Source organism: Okeania sp. SIO3B5 (genome assembly GCF_010692555.1).
Taxonomy (GTDB): Bacteria; Cyanobacteriota; Cyanobacteriia; order Cyanobacteriales; family Microcoleaceae; genus Okeania.
The window spans coordinates 1-20,486 of sequence record NZ_JAAHHG010000146.1; the positions used below are offsets into that span (position 1 = coordinate 1).

Sequence of the window (20,486 nt, forward strand, 5' to 3'; positions counted from 1 at the left end):
TGAAAGTCTTTTTGCTGGGGTAGGAGACAGGAGGAACGGGGAATGAGCGAGGAAGTAGGAGCTAAGTTTTGTCCCAAGATTGTTCTGCCCAACTATGCGCCTAAAATACGCTCCTTTTTGAGCGTTTTAGACGTGATACCAGGTACTTTTTAAAGGCCCCAAAAAGACACTTGTCTTTATATGTCAATACTTTGAGGTTTAATCAGCAAGCCCTAGGTATAGAAGTTTGAATAAATCAACAATACTATAATCTTATCTAAATAAGTATGTCATGCTGACTCCAATGGTAAGTTTTGTCTAACTCTTTATTGTTGACTACTCCCCGGACTAAACTCACGGGGATTCTAAGCAGAATTCGTTGTGCTGAAGAGCGAATGTAAAACTTTATAGTGATTGTTATTTTTGTAGACCAATTCCTGCGTCATACTTACCCAGAGTTTTGTAAGACTTAAAATATAATTGTCTGGCATAATATATTCCCATGTTAGTGAGCTTGTGAGACTGTTCACATTAAGAATGTTAAGATAGCAATTAATTCAGGATTTTTACCTACTAAAACTTGCTGACAACAGTATATTTGAAACGGGCCGAACGAAAACTTTTTGTTGCTCATAGTAACAGAGGAAAACTTTAGTTGTCTAGTCCAAACGACTACCTTGTTTTCATCCCCAGGGTTCAAACACCTATGCTTTACCCACATCTTTCTTAACATAAAGCTTGACAAAATAGACGAGTCATGTATAAGTCTTGGTTCTGCTTTTTCGGGAGAAAAAATGTATGGAAAAATACTTTTTTTTGACAACTTCAGTAGTTTTACTTAGTTACTATGATTTTTTCTTCTTTCTCCCCTGCTCACTGCTCCCCTGCTCCCAAAAAGGGTTTCAAGACTTATGGGTAAGGGATAGGTTCAAACACGGGGGCCTTCAAGGTTGCTTTTCGGTCAAATAAAATACATTGGATTAAAATCCGACTCCTCGCCTTTGATCCATCGCTTCAAAGACGATGGCTTTCATGCTCCCGTTTTATTTAGGTAAAATTGACATACGTTAGAGTTGATTTGTCAACTAAGTTAAAACTCCTTTCTAGCATGAGCCGAAAATTATGCCCTTGTGGCTTAGATCCTGTCAAGTCATTTTAATATTTGCTCGAGCGATCAGCTCTTAAACAAAAATTTCAATATTTATAACAAAAATTATCTGTAGTTTAATAAAAGTAAAAAAAAATATAAAACTTGATAGGGGGTTTGAGGGAGCAATAAGTCCCGTGCTGTACCCTCAGATCAGCATTGGGATACATGGACTCCCCCAGTATTTTTGGTATTCTTTCTTGGGATGAGAAAAATACATTCATGCTGATAAGGACTGGTTAGCTTCAAGAAAGTGTGATGTGGATAGATGTTTTTTATCTCAATGTTCGTTGAAAACCCTTGCTTTCCCTAACTATCCATTATCAGCAAAATTCTTTACAAAAGTGGATAATGCCTGTTATAAAAAGCTTACGAACATTTTATTGGTTTTACTGATTTGACAAATTGACTAACTTGTGTATTCCTAAAAGTTGTTTTTGTCGTTGCGATCGCAACGATACTAGGAGCTTTCAGGGTCTAATTCATCAAATGATATTTTTGTCAAGTTTTATGTTAAGAAAGATGTTTATAAAGCATAGGCTATCCCTAAGGGGAGCATCAGGATCAAAACTAATCAATTTTGTAGTTTTGCCAATAGTGTGTTAGGATTAAGTATGACTGTTGGGCTAGTAGTGTCAGTCTGTGGAGCGACCGTAATACCAGAAAAAAGAAGCTAATCGAACGAGATTAAAGATTAGAAATCTCATTTCGGAGGTGTACCATAAAACAGCTTTATTCCTAGTGCCTCTTTCAGAGGAGCTTTCCTATCGGAATGCTGCGCAAACGCTTTCAAAACTTTGATGTGATTTTACTACCTATTTTTGAAGTTTCTCTGATGAGAACCAAATCAAGCAGAGAACTCAGAAGTAAGTCAGTCAGACAAATGCTGAATTGGGCACATTACAGATTTGAACTTTTCTTGAAACATAAAGCTGCTGAATAGAACAAAATTGTCTTAGATGTTTCAGAAGCTTATACGATCAAAACTGTGAGTTGGGCTGGAGAAATACTGAATAATTTAGGCGGTAAAAAAAATTTTACTGGTAACGATGGTTTTCGCCTAAATCGCGACTTAAAGGTCCCGCGTGGAATTCTTAACAAAAGCGTGGTAGAAAATTTTTCTACCGCATTGGGAGATAGCCCTTCAGCAGATTGGCCTTGCTGTCTATTGTTAACAAATTTTAGCAAAATAGTATCGGCACAAGTCAAAGTAGCAATACTCTATCATCAAACAAATCGCTAATACTTGTAGTGACTTTATATCTGAATATCTGAAGACTGCACATCTTCTGTGTGACCAAACCGAAACAATCTTTTCAGAAGCTCTCAACACAATTGGACTCAATAGAGGAATGCTAGGAAAAGATTGTATTAATGCTTCTTTTTGACAGTTCCTTGACCTAATCAAGTGGGTGTCCCGGAAGCATAGTTGTTATTTGGAAAAAACTGGCCCAAAGCTACAGGTCAGAACGGTCCAAAATGTGTTGCAGCAGTGCAAAAAAATTCAGCCAACAAAGAGCATATTTGTCCAGAATGCAACTACAGAACCCACAGAGATCATGTGGCAGCTCAGGTGATTAGACTCAGAGGACTGGAAAAAGTAACAGTGGACGGCGGAGAACGGAAAATGTCTGCTAACAGCATACTGTCGGAGGTTTTACGCCTAGACTTAAGTACTATGCAGAAACTATTAATGGCGAGCTTTATAAGCCCTCGCTCTAATCTTTGATTCGGTGTCGGCGGGATTATGTCACTCAGCTAAAAGCTTTAATAATACTTAAAATAAAATTACTTACTTTTATTTTCACTATTAATTGCTATTGTATAATAGTAGAATAAAAAAAATGAAAATAAAATCAAGTATCCTTAACATTGTATCTCAGGGCAAGAAATTGTTCTAAAAGCTTATATTTAAGCTACAATGTTTCTAGGAGTGAATGTTTAATGTAGTATTACAGACTAACAGCACTTTCTTTTAACTTTATAATGTTGCAAGTTGAAAAATTAATATCTCTTCTAACAATTCCTTTGTAGGAGTTATATGTTGATGGTAATGACCTTAGTCATAGACCTTAGTTGATCGTCCACTCAACTCAACAAGTTTAGGGAAAAAATTTTTATTTGTCAACATTTTCAGTAAATAGTCTTCTGTTGTAAATATATTTGATCGAACTTATTGACTGGGAGTATAAAAAGCCAATGCTACAACGCAAGATATATCAACTTTGTTGTGATGGTCGTGAAGTCTGTATTTTTTTGCGAGATCAGCAGCGTTGGATTGAAAAAGCAAAGATATTAGATATAGAGGGAGATTTAGTAACTATACGCTATGAAACAGATGAAGATGATGAAATATGTTCTTGGGAAGAAATGGTACGTTTAGAAAGTATAGGGGCGATTACCCAAAAATTAGCATCTGTACCAAGAAGTAATATTGACCCTCTAGTCTCTGAAGATTGTCCAGAAGCTGAAAGAATTCGCAATCACTACCCAGAATCAAATCAGCAGGAATAATATTGTAAGATATGATATTAATGTGTATCTACTGGTATCTGATTGCTAAATACAAAACCATGTCTTAAATCAATGCTTCTATAATAATGCAGCTTGATGAATTAATCATTTCATTCAATTTCTTCAGTAGAAGGAAAATGAAGGGACTTAAACATAGGGCAGTAACCATCAGATGTTACCCTAAATCCATACAGAGCTGAAGTAGGATTTGAGCAATGTTGTCCTCTATAATATAAACAATTGCCACAACAATCTAACTCAGGAGAAATAAAACGATCGCCAGTCTGAGAAAGAAGTTGTCGTTGAGAAATTCCTTTCATCACTAACTCTTCTCCTTGCCAACGGACTTCAACAATACCCGTATCAGCAAAAAATTGCCAACGAGTATCATTTGTAATTCTCTGAGGCAAAGAAATTATTACCTCTGTGTCTAACTCAGTTAATTCTCCCTCATAATTAATTTCAGGTAATGTAGGTACTATAAATGTATCACCAATTGGTAACTCTACCAAAGTACCATTTCCTGGAGAATGAAGTTGATAGCGGTTGCGTAACTCTTCAAGATTAGTAAGGTCAGCCAAATAACTAGGACAGCCATGAACAAAAACTATGTGTTGAGGACGTAAGTTGTGAATTAACTGTGTTGTTCCCAGTCCATCACAATGCTCGGTCAGAAGATATGTTTCAGTATGAACAAAATTCAACTCTTGTGAAATTTTTCCTGGTGTTTCAGGCATTAACACAACAAAAGAATTATCTTGATTAACAATATATTGACTCAAATCAGTATCCCGATCCGCAATGAGAATATAAGGTTTTTCTCCAGAAGGAAATTTTCCTGGTAACTGCCTCAGCACGCGCGGTCTTACCTTTTCGTCCCAAAATAAAGGTTGATGTTGAGCAAAATTTTTAACTGCTGGAGGAAATTGGGATAATAGTTGTAAATAAAGGTCACAAACTTGGGCAACTTGTTCCTCCACCCAAATGTCCAGATCGCGACCTGTGAAATAGTGATGGCTGCGCAGAAGCATTAATAATTCTTGTGCTAATCCTAAAGCAGGAGTGGGCAAAATAACCGATATTCCAGAAGTAATAGCTTGATATATTCTTTCTGCAAGATGATTTTCTAACTGTCGGCGATGTGGATAACGAGCTGTACCATAACTACCCTCAACTATTAACACATCTGGCTTGAGTCCTCGTAAATCTTCCAGAGGCAAACCTTCTACTAAACGACTATTGGATAAAAATAAATCTCCTGTATACAAAAGCTTATAGGTTCGATTATTTTCAGCAGTGTAAGTAAGAAGAAACACTGTTGCTCCAGGTAAATGACCAGCAGGAAAAAGCTCTACTGTTAGACCGCTACAAAGTTCTATTGGTGAGTGCCAAGGTAAAGGTTGGCAGAAGTCAGGGATTTCAGAAACAGCAAATTTTGACCAATTGATAGGTAAAAGTTTCGTTGTTGCTTCACTAGCGTATATTGGTAACTGTGGAAAAGCTTGATGAAGTGCAAACAGTCCTTGAGCATGGTCTGAATGTGCGTGAGAACATAGGACAATATCTGCTGGTAATAGTTGTTTATTTTCATTATTGTTAGTTAATAATGAAATGTCTGTAATACCACAATCTAATAAAACCCGGTGCGGCCCTATCTGGACTAGCAGACATATTCCATCATCTGCATGACCTACACTGTAAGCTAAACATTGTAACATACTCCCACACTAAGCTGGCACTATAGTGCGGGCTTCTCGTTTCCCTGCCCTGCCATTGCATCGGGCTCCACGAGCTTTAAGGACATAAGCCCATTGAATGTTAAACTTTTTCATCAGACGCTTTTCTACTTCGGATTCTGACAAGTTCTGAGTTTGCATCTAGTTAATAGCAGAGCATTTCTAGCATTCATACAATTCTCCTAGTTCCTCAAATGCAGGATGGTATTCAATTTTGGCTTCTATCCCTGTCAAGGAACTATGATATTTGGCCATGTCTAACACTGAATTAGTTTGCTGAATGTTAGCATGGCTTGTTTCACCTTCTAAAAATCTAGACAATCATAGACACACTCTTCATCGGTGAGTAAGAGCGATTTTCTGACTCACCTGTTCATAAGTCTACTGGCACGCGAAGGTTAATGTTCCGCTCAAACACATTGAGTTTAGGATTCCCTAGGCGGGTTTTCGTATCTTGATGAAAAGTCGAGTGCAAAACACTCTATAATCGTTGCTAAAATCCTCTGGTCTTAGCAGACATATGTAATGATAACACAGATTAATGGCGTAAAAACATAGAAATTTTGTAGATATTTGTCTAGGATGGTCTATATTTTTCAGCTCTAGCAAGCAACAGAATGTCAATAATATTTGCTATCTGCCTGCTTCGTGATTGTTTCAGATTCTAGACATTTTTACTATAAAAAAAGTGCTTTTAAATGTAGCTATATTTATTTTGATTTGAGGCTAGTTCAATACATTCAGCATAAATTAGGGTTAAACTTTGCACGATTATGTAGGACAGATAATCAGAAAAATTTTTGACTTGATAATTAAAAAAAAACTTCTACAAGAATCTATATTTTTCACAAGTTTTTCAAATTAAATATTGCATTGCCAAAAATCTCATAGTTAAAAAGTTTTGATATATTTTTCCTGAACAATTTTTGATATTACAGCATTTTTGAGGAAGTGTAAGGTACAGTATTAAGACTATTTATTTGTGTATTCCCTGTTCCCTAGAGCAATAAACTTTGTACTTCATCAACTCGATAATTGCTGTAATTGCTAGCTTAACTTTAATGAGAAAAAATCTACTATATATTTCTATATATTTATAAAACTTTATAATTCTTTATGATTAAGAGCTTGCTGGTAGTGTATATTCCAACTTGAATGTCGCAAAGGGGTATCCTGTTATACGAAATGTTAACGGGCCGACCAATAAATAAACTGTGAAGCATCCGCTTAATGTAATTTCGGATAATCAAGAGCGACAGAATATCCTTTGCTTTTAGCGTAGCTGGTCATTGTGTGCCTATACTTGTACTATGATGATGACATCAGGAGTAGCGGTAATACGTGCTGTGAACCATGAAAACAACATAGAGTAAGGGGTTAAATTCAGAAATTCGTGCTCAGCCCGTGAAAAGGTAAAACTCTTGAGGGTGCGGGTGCGGAGAACAGAATTGTTCAGTACAAAAGCACGGTGGGTCTCATCGTGTCTGCCTGTGGAGGGTTAAGTTGTTCCACTTCCCGCGTTTCGCTCCGCGACATATAACGCGCAGCGTTGCGCCAGCAAAACAGGAAGCCCTATCTGCGAGGTGGGGAAGCCTGCGTTATACCCTTGCGGTTAACGTGGGAGAACGTCACAAAAGTAGAAAACTAAAAGAAATAAGCTCATAAGTTTATACAATCTAAGTTTCTGTTTCAGGAATAGATTGTTGTAATGAGCCAAAATTTTTCAGTTTTGTAACTAAAAAATACATTTTTTCAGCAAACCAGATTTTACCTAGGAGATAGTTCAAATGGTTTTTGGACCAGCATCTCAATTAGGAGTTGGCCTTTTTGAAGATACAGAACCCGTGGAACTGTTGCCCGGAAGCTCATCAGAAGAAAAAGAAACTGTGATTCGAGCTGTCTATAAGCAAGTTCTGGGCAATGCTTACGTCATGGATAGTGAAAGACTCACTGTACCAGAGTCCCAACTCAAAGAAGGCGAAATTACTGTCCGTGAATTTGTACGTCAAGTTGGACGTTCTGACTTGTATCGTTCTCGGTTCTTTGACAGTTGCCCCCGCTATCGTGCAATTGAATTAAATTTTAAGCACTTTTTAGGTCGAGCTCCCGATGGCTACGATGATATGAAGTTTCACAGCAATATCCTTGATGAAGGAAGTTTTGAAGCTGATATTGATTCCTACATTGATAGTGAGGAATATGATAGTGCTTATGGGGAAAATATAGTTCCTTATTATCGAGGCTATAAAACCCAAACAGGCAAAAAAATGGTTGGTTTTACTCATATGTTTCAACTATTGCGAGGTGCTTCCAGCAGCGATTTAAAAGGCAGTTTGTCTGGAAAAAGCCCTGCTTTGAATAAATATGTGATTCAAGAAACACCTTTAGCAGTAGTTCCTCCTTCTGGCGGTTCAGATGGTTGGTCATTCCAAGATACCCCTTTAGCTGCTAGAACTAGACAGGGAGTAGGAGCTGATTCTGGTGGTAAAGTTTACCGCATTGAAGTAACAGCTTACCGCTCAAAAGTAGTAAATCGTGTTTCCAGATTCCGCCGTAGCAATCAAGTATTTTTGGTGCCTTTCGAGCGACTTTCCCAAGAGTACCAAAGAATTCATCAGCAGGGTGGTGTAATTTCCAGTATTACTCCTGTTAGCTAGGTCTAAAAATTAGATTGCCCAATAGTAGTAGACCTCGACTTAAATGCGGCGATAAATATCAAAAATAGGGCGGTAGGGCATTCCGTCCTTAAAGCACGCGCTTGCCTGACGGGATACCGGGGCTACGAAACTAGAGAGCTTACACTATAGCGTCAGCTTAGTGTGGGAGATGTAACTTGGTAGATTCCTAATAAATAAAAGTTAAATTATCACAGCTTTCATGGTGTTAATTTAGCAATATTCAAGGAGAAATCAAGGGTAAAATTTTTCAATAATTTTGCAGTAATTCATGGTTGATGGCTATGATGTTTGTACTTGTTTAACTAATGGCTATTAACCATGAAAACTGCAATCATCTGAATAGAAAAAAATCAAAATCTTTTAACTAGAGGAGTTAAGAATGTCACTTTGGGTAGACACAATAGATCCAATAGAACTACGTTATAATGCTACAGAAGATGAATTACAAGCAGTGATTCGAGCTGTTTATAAGCAAGTTTTGGGAAATATCCATGTAATGGAGAGTCAACGTCTAACTAGCGGGGAATCATCACTCCGAAATGGAGATATTTCTGTCCGTCAATTTGTTAGTATGGTTGCTAAATCCGACCTATATTTCTCCTTGTTTTTTGAATCCTCTTCTCCCTATGGATTCATAGAACTAAACTTTAAGCATTTATTAGGTCGCTCTCCCGAAGACCAAGCAGAAATTTCTGAACATATCCTTATATACAATGAAAAAGGATATGAGGCAGAAATTGATTCTTATATAGACAGCGAAGAGTATATTGAAAACTTTGGGGAAAACATTGTTCCATACCCACGGGGTAATAGCACTCTAGTTGGGATGAAAAATGTCACGTTTAATCGGACATTTGCTCTGGAACGAGGATATGCTACAAGTGACAGAAATAAATCTTCCCGACTAACTTCAGATTTAGCTACTAACCTTGCTACGGAAATTGTTCCACCTGCATATTTAAGTGGACCTTATAGTAATACAGACAAACGTTTCCAAATCTTAGTTACTAAAACTGGTATTGGTCCTGTTGTAAAATTGAGTAAAACAACCTATACAGTATCTTACGAGCAGCTAACTTCAAAAATTAACAGCATTCAGAGAACAGGTGGTAAAATCCTGAAAATTACTGAAGTTGGTTAACAAGCTATCAGCTATCAGCTAAAATCGGCGGGTTCGGCGTCCCCCACGCTTATTTGAAAAATTAGTAGTGTGCGTGTTCTGGGGGTTTTAATCTTCCATCATACGCCTTGAGAGCTGACCGCTGACCGCTGACTGCTAATTGCTATTTTAAGAGGGACCTGTTTTCAACTAACAGGTTCCTGATGAAATATTATTCAAGAGAGGAATAATGAATGTTGTAGAATTTGTTGAACGCTCTATAGGACGCTGGCGATCGCAACGTAGTGGCCATAATTTAGCATTTAGTCATTTTGAGGAAGTTAGGTCCACGATAGATATTGTATCTTTACCAAAAACGGCTCCTGAAGTTATAGAATTGTGTAAGTTTAGTGAAGTAGATATTGCTAAAGCTGTTTCTCCTTTTCAGATGAGTTGGCAAGGAGAATCTGACTGGGATGATGATGAAGTTATTGAAGGTAGTTGTGTATTAGTGCCAATACCCGATCTGGATAATCTCAAAAAAGGAAAGTTATTACGTTCCCAAGGTTATGCAGAAACTATTGCTGCGGTGGGAGAATATCAAATTACTGAAGATGGTACTTTTATTCTACATACAGAGTATGACCGTGCTGCTGCAGAAGAAAAAATTTGGTTTGGTACTCCTAATCTGAGGTTTCGAGTATCCTTGATTAAAACGAGTGATGGTAAAGGTGTATTAACTGCTTCTTTTTCATCAGAAATTCGTTCTTTATCAAAGGAAGAAGAATCATAAGTCCCAATCTATTATAATAAGTAGCAAAAAACCAGAATAAGTAGGTAGACAAAATAGATTTAACCAAAATTTATCTAAGTTTTTAAGTTCTTCCCAAAAGTAATTTGTAATTCAATTTATCCAGACATTTAATCTTTAATATCTATAATCTTATCTTGTTTGGATCGGGTAAAAAATCTGAAATTGTAGAGAACAGGTAATCTAGAAATTTAGTCATTTACCTTACCTAGCTTAATACATACTTTAAAAAAATATAATTTGACTCAGTTAGTCAGAATTGGCGATCTAATCTAATAAAAAAAAGGATTATGAATAAAAAAAAGGGAAGGTAAAATGTGACCAAAAATTTCTGGTCTCAAACCTCCTCTTTTAAGGGGAAAAAAAGCGGTCGAGAGATGGTGAGGTTTCGGAGCCATAATTCGACCAAGAGAAAATGGAACTCCGTATTTCAAGCCTCCTGTTTTCCTACGGAATGCTGCGCAAACAGACTTGAGGTACTGATAACTGATAACTGATAACTGATAACTGAAATGACTATTTCCTATACAGAAAATCAGACAAAATCAAACAATATTATTACTCTAGCTAGTTGGATGGCAGGAGGCTTTAGTAATCAAAAACAAGCTTCTGCCAATAGAGTTCTTTATGCTCATATTCATGTTTATTTCCGACCTTTGCCATATCAATTTTTTTCAGGCATAGGTTTTTATTCAGAGCAAGTTTATGACTATGACCTTTGGAAGCCATATCGTCAAGGAGTCCATCAACTTATAGATAAAGGCGACCATATTTATATAGAAAATTATCGTCTCAAAGACCCTATTCTCTATGCAGGTGCAGCAAGAGAACTTGATATTTTACATACTATTACTCCAGAAAATATAGAACGTCGTTATCATTGCTCAATGGTTTTTAAACGAGATGGAGAAAAATTTTTAGGGAGTGTTGAACCTGGAAATAAATGTTTAATTAATAAGAGAGGGTGTGAGACTTATCTTGTTAGTGAAGTAGAATTAACTGAGCAAACATGGGAAAGTTTAGATATAGGAAAGGATATTAAGGAACACAAACAGGTTTGGGGATCTACAGCAGGACGTTTAAAATTTGAAAAACAAATAAGTTTTGCTCATGAATTACCAATAAAAAATTGAAGGCAACAAATTATGAAACAGTCTTGAAGGAGGACTAATAGAAAATGTTGCCACCAATAGCAGAAAAAAAAATGCAAAGCTGGATCAGAAGTAGACATTTAATCTGTTCAGGAAATTTTTTCTTGTTTGAGACAGTAGAATATTCTACAGTTGATAGGTTCACAGAATGTGTTGAAGCATTGGGCGGTAGTTTGATATCTGTCAAACCTATCAAGAAAATTTGGATTGGTAATCATAGAAAAGTAGTTCTTTATCAAGCAAGAGCGAGTCTTCATACACCTCACCACGATTTGAAACAATACTGGGTCAAGAACGGCGGTTTCTATACAAGATTTGATGAACGAGGTTAGATTCAACAATTAATAATGAATAATTAATAATTAATAATTACCGAATAATTAATAATTAATAATTACCGAATAATTAATAATTAATTATTTAATTATTAATTAGGGTTTGCGCTCAAAAGTCTTTTTGCTGAGGCAGGGAATAGGGACCCACCCCTCGCCCCTCCCCCTCCCAGGAGGGGGAATAGTTAAGAGTCAGGAGTTTGGGGAAGTTATAGAGAAAGTCCTTGTAATAATGGTTTCTTGATTTATCTGCCTCGCCCCTGCCCCTTTCAGACTCATTTTTTCAACTCTATTAACCGAAAAGCTGCTACAATTTCGAGACCTAAAATTCCTCAAACCAATATCAGTCAATACTTTTATATTTATTCAGCAAGCCCTAATTAATGGATAATGGATAATGGATAATGGATAATTACCTCTGGTTAAAACCGTTACGGAATTGAATATAAGGAAATATTACTTCTTCTCTTGGTCGATTGGATATGGTTAGGAAACCCATCCATCCCTCGATCGCTTTTTATCCTCTCGTTGACTATCCATAAGCAATTTTTCCTTCTTCCCTCTGCCTTCTGCCTTCTGCCTTCTGCCCTCTGCCTTCTGCCTTCTGCCTTCTGCCTTCTTCACGGGAATACCATAATTAACTAAGGAATACCATTCAACGGTATACTAGAAACAGTATGGTGGCCAATGGAGATTTATAATGGCAAAAAAACGTAGTGGTGCCACCTCATATTCAGAAAGCAAGGTTAAAGTCGGTGTGTCTCTGACCCCCACTAGCGCTGAGAGGCTAAAGGAGGTAGCAACTGGACTTGGTTTATCCAGGTCTGAGTTAATTGAGCGTATTGCTAGAGGAGACCTTGCAATTTTGAGAGAGGCGGCACAGATCCAAGCAAATCTGGACAATCAATCTGAGACAGTAAATAGTGATCTGAAGACAAATGAAGTATCTGATGAGAAATTGGATATAGTAACAGTCCCAGAACCATTAGTTGAGTCCGTAGAAACACAAAATCAGTTATCGGAAAGTTATCAAGCTTTACAACAAGAGTTGGCATCTCAGATGGCACAGGTTAAACATTTGGAAGAACAAATGAGTGCTATGGTGCCAAGAGAAAGTTATGAAACTTTACAGAAGCAATTAGAAGAAGATAAAAAAGCAATCGTAGAGTCTCAAGAAAAATTAGCTCAACTCAAGCAACTAGAAGAGCAAGTAAATTTGATGGTATCTCAGGAAAGTTATCAAACTCTCCAGCAAGAATCTCAAGGACAACTAGCTCAACTCAAGCAACTAGAGGAGCAAATTGCTTCGATGGTATCTAGGGAAGTTTATGATTCTTTACAACACCAGTCACAGGAGCAAATAGATCGACTTGGGCAACTAGAATCTCAGATAGCCTCCATGGTGTCAAAGGAAGTTTATGAGAATCTTCAGCAAGAGTCACAAGAACAAATAGCTCAATTTAAAGAGCAAATTGCTTTGATGGTATCTAGGGAAGTTTATGATTCTTTACAACACCAGTCACAGGAGCAAATAGATCGACTTGGGCAACTAGAATCTCAGATAACCTCCATGGTATCTAAGGAAGTTTATGAGAATCTTCAGCAAGAGTCACAAGAACAAATAGCTCAATTTAAAGAGCAAATTGCTTTGATGGTATCTAGGGAAGTTTATGATTCTTTACAACACCAGTCACAGGAGCAAATAGATCGACTTGGGCAACTAGAATCTCAGATAACCTCCATGGTATCTAAGGAAGTTTATGAGAATCTTCAGCAAGAGTCACAAGAGCAGCAAACTAAACTTCAAAAACTAGAATCTCAAATAGCTTCAATGGTATTGCGGGAAAGTTATGATACCCTGCAAAATCAGTCACAAGAGCAACAAGATAAGTTGCAACATCTAGAAGCACAAATTACCACAATGGTTTCTAGAGAAGCTTATGAGACTTTGCAAAATCAGTCACAAGAACAGCAAAATAAGTTGCAAAGTTTTAAAGAACAGGCTGATTTAATGGTGTCAAAAGAAAATTATGAAGCTTTGCAGCACCAGTTACAGGAGCAACTTAATAAGTTGCAATATCTTGAATCTATAGTTGGTTCAATGGTATCAAAAGAAACTTATGAAGCCTTAGAAAAACAGTCAAAATTGCAAAAAGAAATAATTGCAGATTACCACAATAAACTGACTAAATTGCAACAAGAATTTCACGATCAAGCAGAGACAGTACAGGCTTCAAGAAAGCAAATTTCTGAGTTACAAACTACATCTATGATGGCAGAAAATCACATTCTTAATAGATGGCAAAATCGTACTTTTTCTAGATAAAATTTAAACAATGTGATTCTTTCGATCTATTCCGAAATTTAAAAGTTTTAGTTGGGAAAATCAAGAAAAAATCAGGGAAAAGAAGGTAATTGTTTATTTCCCAAGCGACAAATACTCTCCGCTAATTGCTAATTGATGAATGTAGAGATTAAATCTTTAATATTCTATAAGGAAGAGCGGAGAGAACCTAAGTCGCATCATGGCGATCAGGTGCAAAATGAGGAATGTTTTAGTTATCTGGGTGATTAGTTATACTATTTCTCAAAAACTTTTCAATTCGTATTATTGAGCAGGGTAGTAGGGGAGTGGAATAAAAAAAAAGGTATCAAACAAATATAAACATTAAAGTAAGCATTCAGCCGTCAGCCAGCCTCCTACCGGAGGAGGCTAGCTGACAGCTAATAGCTGAATGCTTACACATTAAATACAGTTTGCTCAAGTAATTATCTAGTGCAGGATGGCAGAAATAACTAAACAGTTAAAAAATCCTATCAAAAACCAACTCATAACTTGTCTATGTTGTCAAGTTTTATGTTAACAAAGATGTTTATAAAGCATAGCCCTAAAAGGGAGAGATAATTAGGGTTTGCGCTCAAAAGTCTTTTTTAAGAAGTAGGGGACCCACCCCTCGCCCCTCCCAACCCACCCCTAACCCCTCCCAGGAGGGGAGTAGGGGAAAAGGGGAGTAGGGGAGTAGAGGAGCAGGAAAGTAATTTTTTTTTGCCCAACGATGCGCCTAAAATGGTAATTTTTTGAGCATGAACAGCTGAAAGCCAAGGTATTTCAGACCCAAAAAGGCACTTACCTTTATCTTTAAAGACGTTTAGGTTTAATCAACAAGCCCTAATTATCAATTATCTATTATCAATTATCCATTATCAATTATCCATTAGTGAAGATATGCCACCCAAAATAATTATAAAAAATCTAATTAAAATTTATGGCAAAAAACATCTTGCCGCTCTTAAGTTGTTTCGGGAAGGTAAAACAAGAGATTATATACTGCAATCTACAGGTAATGTATTAGGATTGGCCGATATATCTCTTGAGATTAATCAAGGGGAAATATTTGTATTAATGGGGTTATCCGGTTCAGGAAAATCTACCCTGGCTCGATGTATTAATCGTTTGATTCATCCCACTAGCGGACATATTTATATTGATGATGAGGATGTTGCTCATGCTGATGAGGAACGAATGCGAGAAATACGGCTGAATAAGGTCTCAATGGTGTTTCAACGCTTTGGGTTATTTCCTCACAAAACAGTCGTTGAAAATGTAGAGTATGGACTAAAGGTGCGGGGAGTTGAACGAATTAATCGTCGCCAGAAAGCACTAGAAACATTAGAAGTTGTGGGTTTGGCTAAATGGGCAGATTATAAACCAACCTCTTTGAGTGGGGGAATGCAGCAACGAGTGGGTTTGGCCCGTGCTTTGGCTACTGATGCAGAAATTTTATTAATGGATGAAGCTTTTAGTGCTCTTGATCCATTGACTAGGGGAGAGATGCAGGATGAATTGTTGCGACTTCAGAAAGAGTTACACAAAACTATTGTGTTTATTAGTCATGATATTCAAGAGGCTTTGAAACTGGGCGATCGTATTGCTGTTATGAAAGCAGGGGCAATTGTTCAATTGGGGACACCAGAAGAATTACTCACTCAACCAAAAGATGACTATATTACTGCTTTTATTCAAGAGGTAAATCCTGCCCAATTTATTACAGTAGGTTCTATTATTAATAAAACTGTTTCTCTGAAGATTGGTCAAGATTCTGTTGGTTCTGGGCTGAAAAAAATGTTAGACCATAATCTCCAGGTTATGTATGTGGTTGATGGACACAATAAACCTGTTGGTTTGGTAAAAAAAGAACATTTAGAAATGAGTCTTAAACAGGAATATGTACTTGATAAACACAATAAACCTATTGATTTGGTGAAAAAAGAACATCTAGAAACGAGTCTTAAGCAGGAAAACGAAGATCTTATGGCGATTATAGAAACTGATTTTCCTATAATTGATGCTTCTGCTCATTTAGAAAATATTTTTCACCTTTACAAACAAGGATTTCCTGTAGCGGTAGTTGATGAACAAAAAGAGTTTAAAGGTATGGTAGATGCTTCTGATGTAGTTACAAGTTTGAGGTGAAAAATTACTTAAGAAATATCAACTACTCGTTAACAAATTTCTTGAAAGCTCTTCAAGAAAAAGAAAGGTTGGTCTTGCATAGCGGGACTTGAGAAAAAAATAGGTTAAAAATCAGGTCAAAACCTTATACAGTAATGTTTTTAAATGGAATTAACCATTTATAAAGTATTGTATTACGATCAGTGTATATGAAAACTGTATCACCTATGAAGTACACTTACCAATATCGTATATATCCAGAAACTAGCCAGAAGTTGACACTAAACAACTGGCTCAGAATTTGTCGGTATTGGTACAACAGAATGTTAGGAGAACGTTTTAACTGGTGGGAGCAAAACAGATGTCCTATAAATGCTTGTCCTCTAATTTCTCATTTACCACAGTTAAAAGACAAACCAAATTACTACAACCAGACAAAGCAATTACCAGAACTGAAAAAGGCTATAGTAGAAGTCAAACACTCAGGGGAGCATCTGGATTTTTCCCAAGTTTATTCAACAGTTTTGCAAGATGTCTGTAAAAGAGTAGAAGCAACATTTTGTAGATTTTTAGCAGGTGATAGTAAAGGTAATCGTAGTGGCAAACCGAGATTTAAAAGTCAATTTAGATATCGTTCATTGACCTTTTCTAATGCTGATGATTCTTGGTTAAAATTTTCATCAATTAATAGTAAATGGTTATATATATCAATTCCTAAAACAGGTTTAATAAAAGTCAGAACCCATAGAATAATACCTGATGGGGCAAAAATAAAACAGATTTCACTAACAAAAAAAACTGATGGTTGGTGGATAAATTTAAGTTTAGAAGATAAGTCAATCCCTGAGTTTAAAACTGACAAGATTCAACCTACTTGGGAAAACTCAATAGGTTTAGATGCCGTCCTAGACAAAGATATTTATTTAGCCACATCACAAGGAAATAAATTACCTTCTCTCAAACCTTTAAGAACAAATCAAGATAAACTAACCAAAGTATCCCAACGCAAGAACAAACGTAAAGATGGTAGTAAAGCTAGGCGTAAAGCACGCAAAACGCGAAGGGAAAATTCATCAAAAAATAGCTAGAAGTCGTAAAGATTTCCAGTACAAAACAGCTTACAAATTAATTCAAACAGGTAAAAAAGTATTTTTCCATGAGAAATTAAATCTCACAGGATTAACTCGCAGAAATCAAATCAAACAAGATGAAGATGGGAAATATTTGCCTAATGGTCAATCCTCCAAATCAGGATTAAATAAATCCTGGCTTGATGCTGCATTTGGTCAATTTTTTGAAGTGCTGGGTCAGGTAGCCGAAAAAGCTAACGCCAGTGTTGTTGAAGTTAAACCAAATTATACATCTCAATTGCTTTGTTATAGAGATGAAATAGTGTTTACCGATTGCAGTATCAGAGAATATTTTGATGAAGAATTACAGTTAAAAATTGATAGAGATATAAATGCTGCCATCAATTTGAAACGAGTCGGGCTGGACTTGTTCGGTGACTATAAACCGCCGTCAAAACAAAGTGGTTATAGCTAAATCTAAAACCACTTCTGTTTCTCAGGAAGTTCTGACCGCCTTGAAAAGGCATCAGAAGCCTACACAGAAAGCAGATGCGTCTGTGTAGGTAAGTCACATATGTAGCGTTGAGAACTCACAAAACTATCTATTCTCAAACAAAAGCCAAAACAGCACCTAAAGATTTGGATTAAACCTAAGAGCAAAGGAGCCAATAATATAGTGTTCAAATTATTTCCCATATCAAATTACTTTATAACCACAACTCAAGGAGGATTAGACAAAATATTTAATCCTTTCCAGTTTTACACTTTACCCCTAGACGAATGGGTTAACACTGCCGTTAATTTTCTAGTTGATAACTTTCGTCCCCTATTTCAAACCATCAGCTTACCCATAAAAAATACTCTGGAAATAGTTAAATCTGGTTTTCTAGCTATTCCCCCCTTAATTTTTCTCATAATTATTGCCCTGCTAGTCTGGCAATTAGCAGGAAGAAAAATAGCCATCTACAGCATTATCGCTCTTTCTATAATTGGTTTTTGTGGCGCTTGGGAAGCAGCAATGGTTTCCCTGGCCCTAGTTTTAACAGCCGTAATATTTTGTATGTTAGTGGGTATTCCTCTAGGTATTCTTACTGCTATTAGCGATCGCTTCAACAAAATATTACGTCCCCTCCTAGATGCTATGCAAACTCTTCCCAGTTTCGTCTACCTAGTACCTGTAGTAATGTTATTTGGAATAGGAGAAGTTTCCGGTATTATTGCCACATTTGTTTTTGCAGTCCCCCCTCTAATTCGTCTGACAAATCTGGGCATTAGGCAAGTATCTCCAGAAGCAGTAGAAGCAGCCTTAGCTTTTGGTTCAACTCCCCAACAAGTCTTATTAGAAGTACAAATTCCTTTGGCTTTGCCTACTATTTTGGCTGGTACAAATCAAGCAATTTTGTTGGCCTTATCAATGTCAGTTGTCACCTCAATGATTGGGGTAGAGGGATTAGGACAAATGGTATTGCAAGGTCTAGGTCGTTTAAATGTCGGACTAGCTGCTGTAGGTGGTTTGGGTATTGTTTTAATTGCGGTGATGCTCGACCGTATCACTCAAGCTATTAGTCAGGGAAATGTTCTTTCTTGGCAAGAGCGAGGTTTAATTGGATGGTGGCGCTCTCGTGACTTTTCCAAAAAGAAAGACACAACTCTAGGGATAAGTATTTTGGTTGCTTTGCTGGTTGGTGTTACTGGCTGGCAATTAATGTACCAAACTACTATAAATTCAAAAAATGAAGCATTGCCAGGGAATGGAATTATTGTTCAGTCTACTTCTGGTCTGGAAACATCGGGTATATTTGTTACAGAGATTGTGAATATTGGGCTAGAGAAATTAGGTTATCAGGTGAAAGGACCAAAACAATTGAATGTTCCGGCAATGCACATTGCTGTTGGTAATGATGATGTGGACTTTACTGGTGTTCATTGGCAAGTTGCGCACAAAGAATTTTTTGAAAAGAATGGTGGGGAAGATAAATTAGAACGGGTTGGAACGCTTATTTCTGATTGTCAAGCGGGGTATCAGATAGATAAACAGACTGCTGAGAAATATAATATTACTGATTTATCACAACTCAAAGATCCAAAAATTGCGAAACTTTTTGATTCAGATGGTGATGGTAAGGCAAATTTAATCGGTTGTACTGCTGGTTGGATATGTGAAAGAGTAATAAATCATCATTTACAGGTTTACGGACTTGAGGATACTGTTGAACAGATTGAAGGAGATTATTCTTCTTTAATGGTAGATGCTTTGACCCGTTATCGGCAAGGTAAACCTATTCTTTATTATACTTGGACTCCTCATTGGTTAGCTTCAATTTTAAAGGTTGAGGAGGATGTGGAATGGTTGAGTGTTCCTTTTACATCCTTATTAGAAACTCAGGGAAATTTCACCGAAGAAGATACTTCAGTGAATGGAAAAAATCTTGGTGTTCCAGTCGATAGAGTTGGGATATTAGCAAATAAGAATTTTTTGCAGGATAATCCAGTTGCCAAAAGTTTATTTGAACAGATTGAAATTCCGCTTCAGGATGTCAACCTCCAACAAGAAAAAGTTAAAAATGGGGAGAGTAAACCTGTAGATATTCGCCGTCATGCTGAAGAATGGGTTGCTAGTCATCAAGAGTTATTTGATAGTTGGTTGTTAGTAGCTTTGAAATCATGGATTTGAAATCATGGAATTGTACGCATAACTTTATTCAAGAATTTAGAATTTAGAATTTAGAATTTAGAATTACCTCCTCTTATTTATAAGAGGATTGATTAAAAGGATTTTTTTTCTTCTCTTGGTCGATTGGATATGGCGAGGAGACCCATCCATCCCTCGACCGCTTTTTTCTCCATGAATGGAGAGGCTTTATACCTGAATTTTTCGGTAAAACACTTTCTTGAAAGTGTTAACTATTTTCAGTCATCCCAAATTACCATCTCCAAGCATTGAACAAGCCGATTTTTTTAGTAGTAGCCAAGTTTTGTGAAGATTTGATTAAGACAAACCCCCGACCCCTCGGACTTTTTTCTGGAAAACTAATACCTAGCACCTTCTAAAAATCTAGACAATCCTAGACACGCTCTTCATCGGTGACTAAGAGCGATTTTCCTGCTCACCTGTCCATAAGTTTACTGGCAAAGAAGGTTAATGTTCCGCTCAAACACATTGAGTTTAGGATTCCCTAGGCGGGTTTTCATTAGAGATGAAAAGTCGAGTGCAAAACACTCCATAATCGTTGCTAAAATCCTCTGGTCTTAGCATACGTATGCGATCATAACACAAATTAATGGCGTAAAAACATAGACATTTTGTAGATATTTGTCTATGATAGTCTATGTTTTTCAGCTCTAGCAGGTAACAGGTATAAGCTGTATTTTTGACTACTCCCCGGACTTAAGTCACAGGGATTCTAAGTTGATACTACGCAACACCGATAAATCCATGTTGCTTCGTTTTTTCTTAGCTGAAATACGCTCTCTGGGGACAAGTCAAAGTGCCCCTACACAGTCGGCTTAAGTAGA

17 protein-coding genes are annotated in these 20,486 nt (G+C 36.8%); 14 read left to right on the forward strand and 3 right to left on the reverse strand.

The features are described from left to right. Positions 1–1,898: 1,898 nt before the first annotated feature. The 4 genes from F6K54_RS19850 to F6K54_RS19865 all read left to right on the forward strand — a co-directional run bounded on the left by F6K54_RS19850 (position 1,899) and on the right by F6K54_RS19865 (position 3,640). Positions 1,899–2,069 (forward strand): hypothetical protein, encoded by a 171-nt coding sequence (locus tag F6K54_RS19850; RefSeq protein WP_293080866.1) that lies wholly within the window; start codon positions 1,899–1,901, stop codon positions 2,067–2,069. Between the two features lie 45 nt (positions 2,070–2,114). Beyond that, on the forward strand, positions 2,115–2,369 hold the full coding sequence (locus tag F6K54_RS19855) for a hypothetical protein (RefSeq protein ID WP_293080869.1): 255 nt from the start codon (positions 2,115–2,117) through the stop codon (positions 2,367–2,369). A gap of 186 nt (positions 2,370–2,555) precedes the next feature. Next, positions 2,556–2,855 (forward strand): zinc ribbon domain-containing protein, encoded by a 300-nt coding sequence (locus tag F6K54_RS19860; protein WP_293080871.1) that lies wholly within the window; start codon positions 2,556–2,558, stop codon positions 2,853–2,855. Positions 2,856–3,325: 470 nt separating this feature from the next. Further along, a complete protein-coding gene (locus tag F6K54_RS19865; RefSeq protein WP_293080874.1) occupies positions 3,326–3,640 on the forward strand; it encodes a DUF6679 family protein in 315 nt (104 codons plus the stop codon). Positions 3,641–3,750: 110 nt separating this feature from the next. Here the strand turns inward: F6K54_RS19865 and F6K54_RS19870 are convergent, their stop codons facing one another. Continuing rightward, positions 3,751–5,358, reverse strand: a complete 1,608-nt coding sequence (locus F6K54_RS19870; protein ID WP_293080876.1) for an MBL fold metallo-hydrolase — start codon at positions 5,356–5,358, stop codon at positions 3,751–3,753. A 180-nt stretch (positions 5,359–5,538) separates the two neighbouring features. Then, on the reverse strand, positions 5,539–5,697 hold the full coding sequence (locus tag F6K54_RS19875; protein ID WP_293080879.1) for a hypothetical protein: 159 nt from the start codon (positions 5,695–5,697) through the stop codon (positions 5,539–5,541). A 1,466-nt stretch (positions 5,698–7,163) separates the two neighbouring features. Here F6K54_RS19875 and F6K54_RS19880 point away from each other — a divergent pair. The 5 genes from F6K54_RS19880 to F6K54_RS19900 all read left to right on the forward strand — a co-directional run bounded on the left by F6K54_RS19880 (position 7,164) and on the right by F6K54_RS19900 (position 11,447). Next, positions 7,164–8,033: a phycobilisome linker polypeptide gene (locus F6K54_RS19880; protein ID WP_293080882.1), complete on the forward strand. Its 870-nt coding sequence runs from the start codon at positions 7,164–7,166 to the stop codon at positions 8,031–8,033. A 400-nt stretch (positions 8,034–8,433) separates the two neighbouring features. Further along, positions 8,434–9,195, forward strand: coding sequence for a phycobilisome rod-core linker polypeptide (locus F6K54_RS19885; protein WP_293080885.1), 762 nt, complete (start codon positions 8,434–8,436; stop codon positions 9,193–9,195). Between the two features lie 208 nt (positions 9,196–9,403). Further along, positions 9,404–9,946, forward strand: coding sequence for a phycobiliprotein lyase (locus F6K54_RS19890; protein WP_293080888.1), 543 nt, complete (start codon positions 9,404–9,406; stop codon positions 9,944–9,946). Between the two features lie 530 nt (positions 9,947–10,476). Beyond that, the gene (locus F6K54_RS19895; RefSeq protein ID WP_293080891.1) at positions 10,477–11,097 is read left to right on the forward strand and encodes a chromophore lyase CpcT/CpeT; all 621 of its coding nucleotides are present in this window, start codon (positions 10,477–10,479) and stop codon (positions 11,095–11,097) included. Positions 11,098–11,141: 44 nt separating this feature from the next. Continuing rightward, positions 11,142–11,447 (forward strand): CpeR family transcriptional regulator, encoded by a 306-nt coding sequence (locus F6K54_RS19900; protein ID WP_293080894.1) that lies wholly within the window; start codon positions 11,142–11,144, stop codon positions 11,445–11,447. A 486-nt stretch (positions 11,448–11,933) separates the two neighbouring features. Here the strand turns inward: F6K54_RS19900 and F6K54_RS19905 are convergent, their stop codons facing one another. Beyond that, a complete protein-coding gene (locus F6K54_RS19905; protein WP_293080897.1) occupies positions 11,934–12,071 on the reverse strand; it encodes a hypothetical protein in 138 nt (45 codons plus the stop codon). A gap of 76 nt (positions 12,072–12,147) precedes the next feature. Between F6K54_RS19905 and F6K54_RS19910 the strand changes: the two genes are divergently transcribed. The 5 genes from F6K54_RS19910 to proX all read left to right on the forward strand — a co-directional run bounded on the left by F6K54_RS19910 (position 12,148) and on the right by proX (position 19,644). Continuing rightward, positions 12,148–13,773 (forward strand): hypothetical protein, encoded by a 1,626-nt coding sequence (locus F6K54_RS19910; protein WP_293080900.1) that lies wholly within the window; start codon positions 12,148–12,150, stop codon positions 13,771–13,773. Positions 13,774–14,673: 900 nt separating this feature from the next. Next, positions 14,674–15,921: a glycine betaine/L-proline ABC transporter ATP-binding protein gene (locus F6K54_RS19915; RefSeq protein ID WP_293080903.1), complete on the forward strand. Its 1,248-nt coding sequence runs from the start codon at positions 14,674–14,676 to the stop codon at positions 15,919–15,921. A 206-nt stretch (positions 15,922–16,127) separates the two neighbouring features. Then, positions 16,128–16,988, forward strand: a complete 861-nt coding sequence (locus tag F6K54_RS19920) for a transposase (RefSeq protein ID WP_293080906.1) — start codon at positions 16,128–16,130, stop codon at positions 16,986–16,988. Continuing rightward, positions 16,924–17,445 (forward strand): transposase, encoded by a 522-nt coding sequence (locus F6K54_RS19925; RefSeq protein ID WP_293080909.1) that lies wholly within the window; start codon positions 16,924–16,926, stop codon positions 17,443–17,445. Before F6K54_RS19920 ends, F6K54_RS19925 begins: the two co-directional genes overlap by 65 nt. A 201-nt stretch (positions 17,446–17,646) precedes the next feature. Further along, positions 17,647–19,644 carry a glycine betaine/L-proline ABC transporter substrate-binding protein ProX gene (gene proX / locus F6K54_RS19930; protein ID WP_293080912.1) on the forward strand — a complete coding sequence of 666 codons (1,998 nt, stop codon included), beginning with the start codon at positions 17,647–17,649 and terminating at the stop codon, positions 19,642–19,644. Positions 19,645–20,486: the final 842 nt, after the last annotated feature.

Coding starts and splice junctions, on each gene's coding strand:
- F6K54_RS19910 (WP_293080900.1), top strand. CDS start 12,148: ATGGCAAAAAAACGTAGTGGTGCCACCTCATATTCAGAAAGCAAGGTT.
- F6K54_RS19865 (WP_293080874.1), top strand. CDS start 3,326: ATGCTACAACGCAAGATATATCAACTTTGTTGTGATGGTCGTGAAGTC.
- F6K54_RS19850 (WP_293080866.1), top strand. CDS start 1,899: ATGCTGCGCAAACGCTTTCAAAACTTTGATGTGATTTTACTACCTATT.
- F6K54_RS19915 (WP_293080903.1), top strand. CDS start 14,674: ATGCCACCCAAAATAATTATAAAAAATCTAATTAAAATTTATGGCAAA.
- F6K54_RS19920 (WP_293080906.1), top strand. CDS start 16,128: ATGAAGTACACTTACCAATATCGTATATATCCAGAAACTAGCCAGAAG.
- F6K54_RS19885 (WP_293080885.1), top strand. CDS start 8,434: ATGTCACTTTGGGTAGACACAATAGATCCAATAGAACTACGTTATAAT.
- F6K54_RS19900 (WP_293080894.1), top strand. CDS start 11,142: ATGTTGCCACCAATAGCAGAAAAAAAAATGCAAAGCTGGATCAGAAGT.
- F6K54_RS19870 (WP_293080876.1), bottom strand. CDS start 5,358: ATGTTACAATGTTTAGCTTACAGTGTAGGTCATGCAGATGATGGAATA.
- F6K54_RS19890 (WP_293080888.1), top strand. CDS start 9,404: ATGAATGTTGTAGAATTTGTTGAACGCTCTATAGGACGCTGGCGATCG.
- F6K54_RS19925 (WP_293080909.1), top strand. CDS start 16,924: ATGGTAGTAAAGCTAGGCGTAAAGCACGCAAAACGCGAAGGGAAAATT.
- F6K54_RS19895 (WP_293080891.1), top strand. CDS start 10,477: ATGACTATTTCCTATACAGAAAATCAGACAAAATCAAACAATATTATT.
- F6K54_RS19880 (WP_293080882.1), top strand. CDS start 7,164: ATGGTTTTTGGACCAGCATCTCAATTAGGAGTTGGCCTTTTTGAAGAT.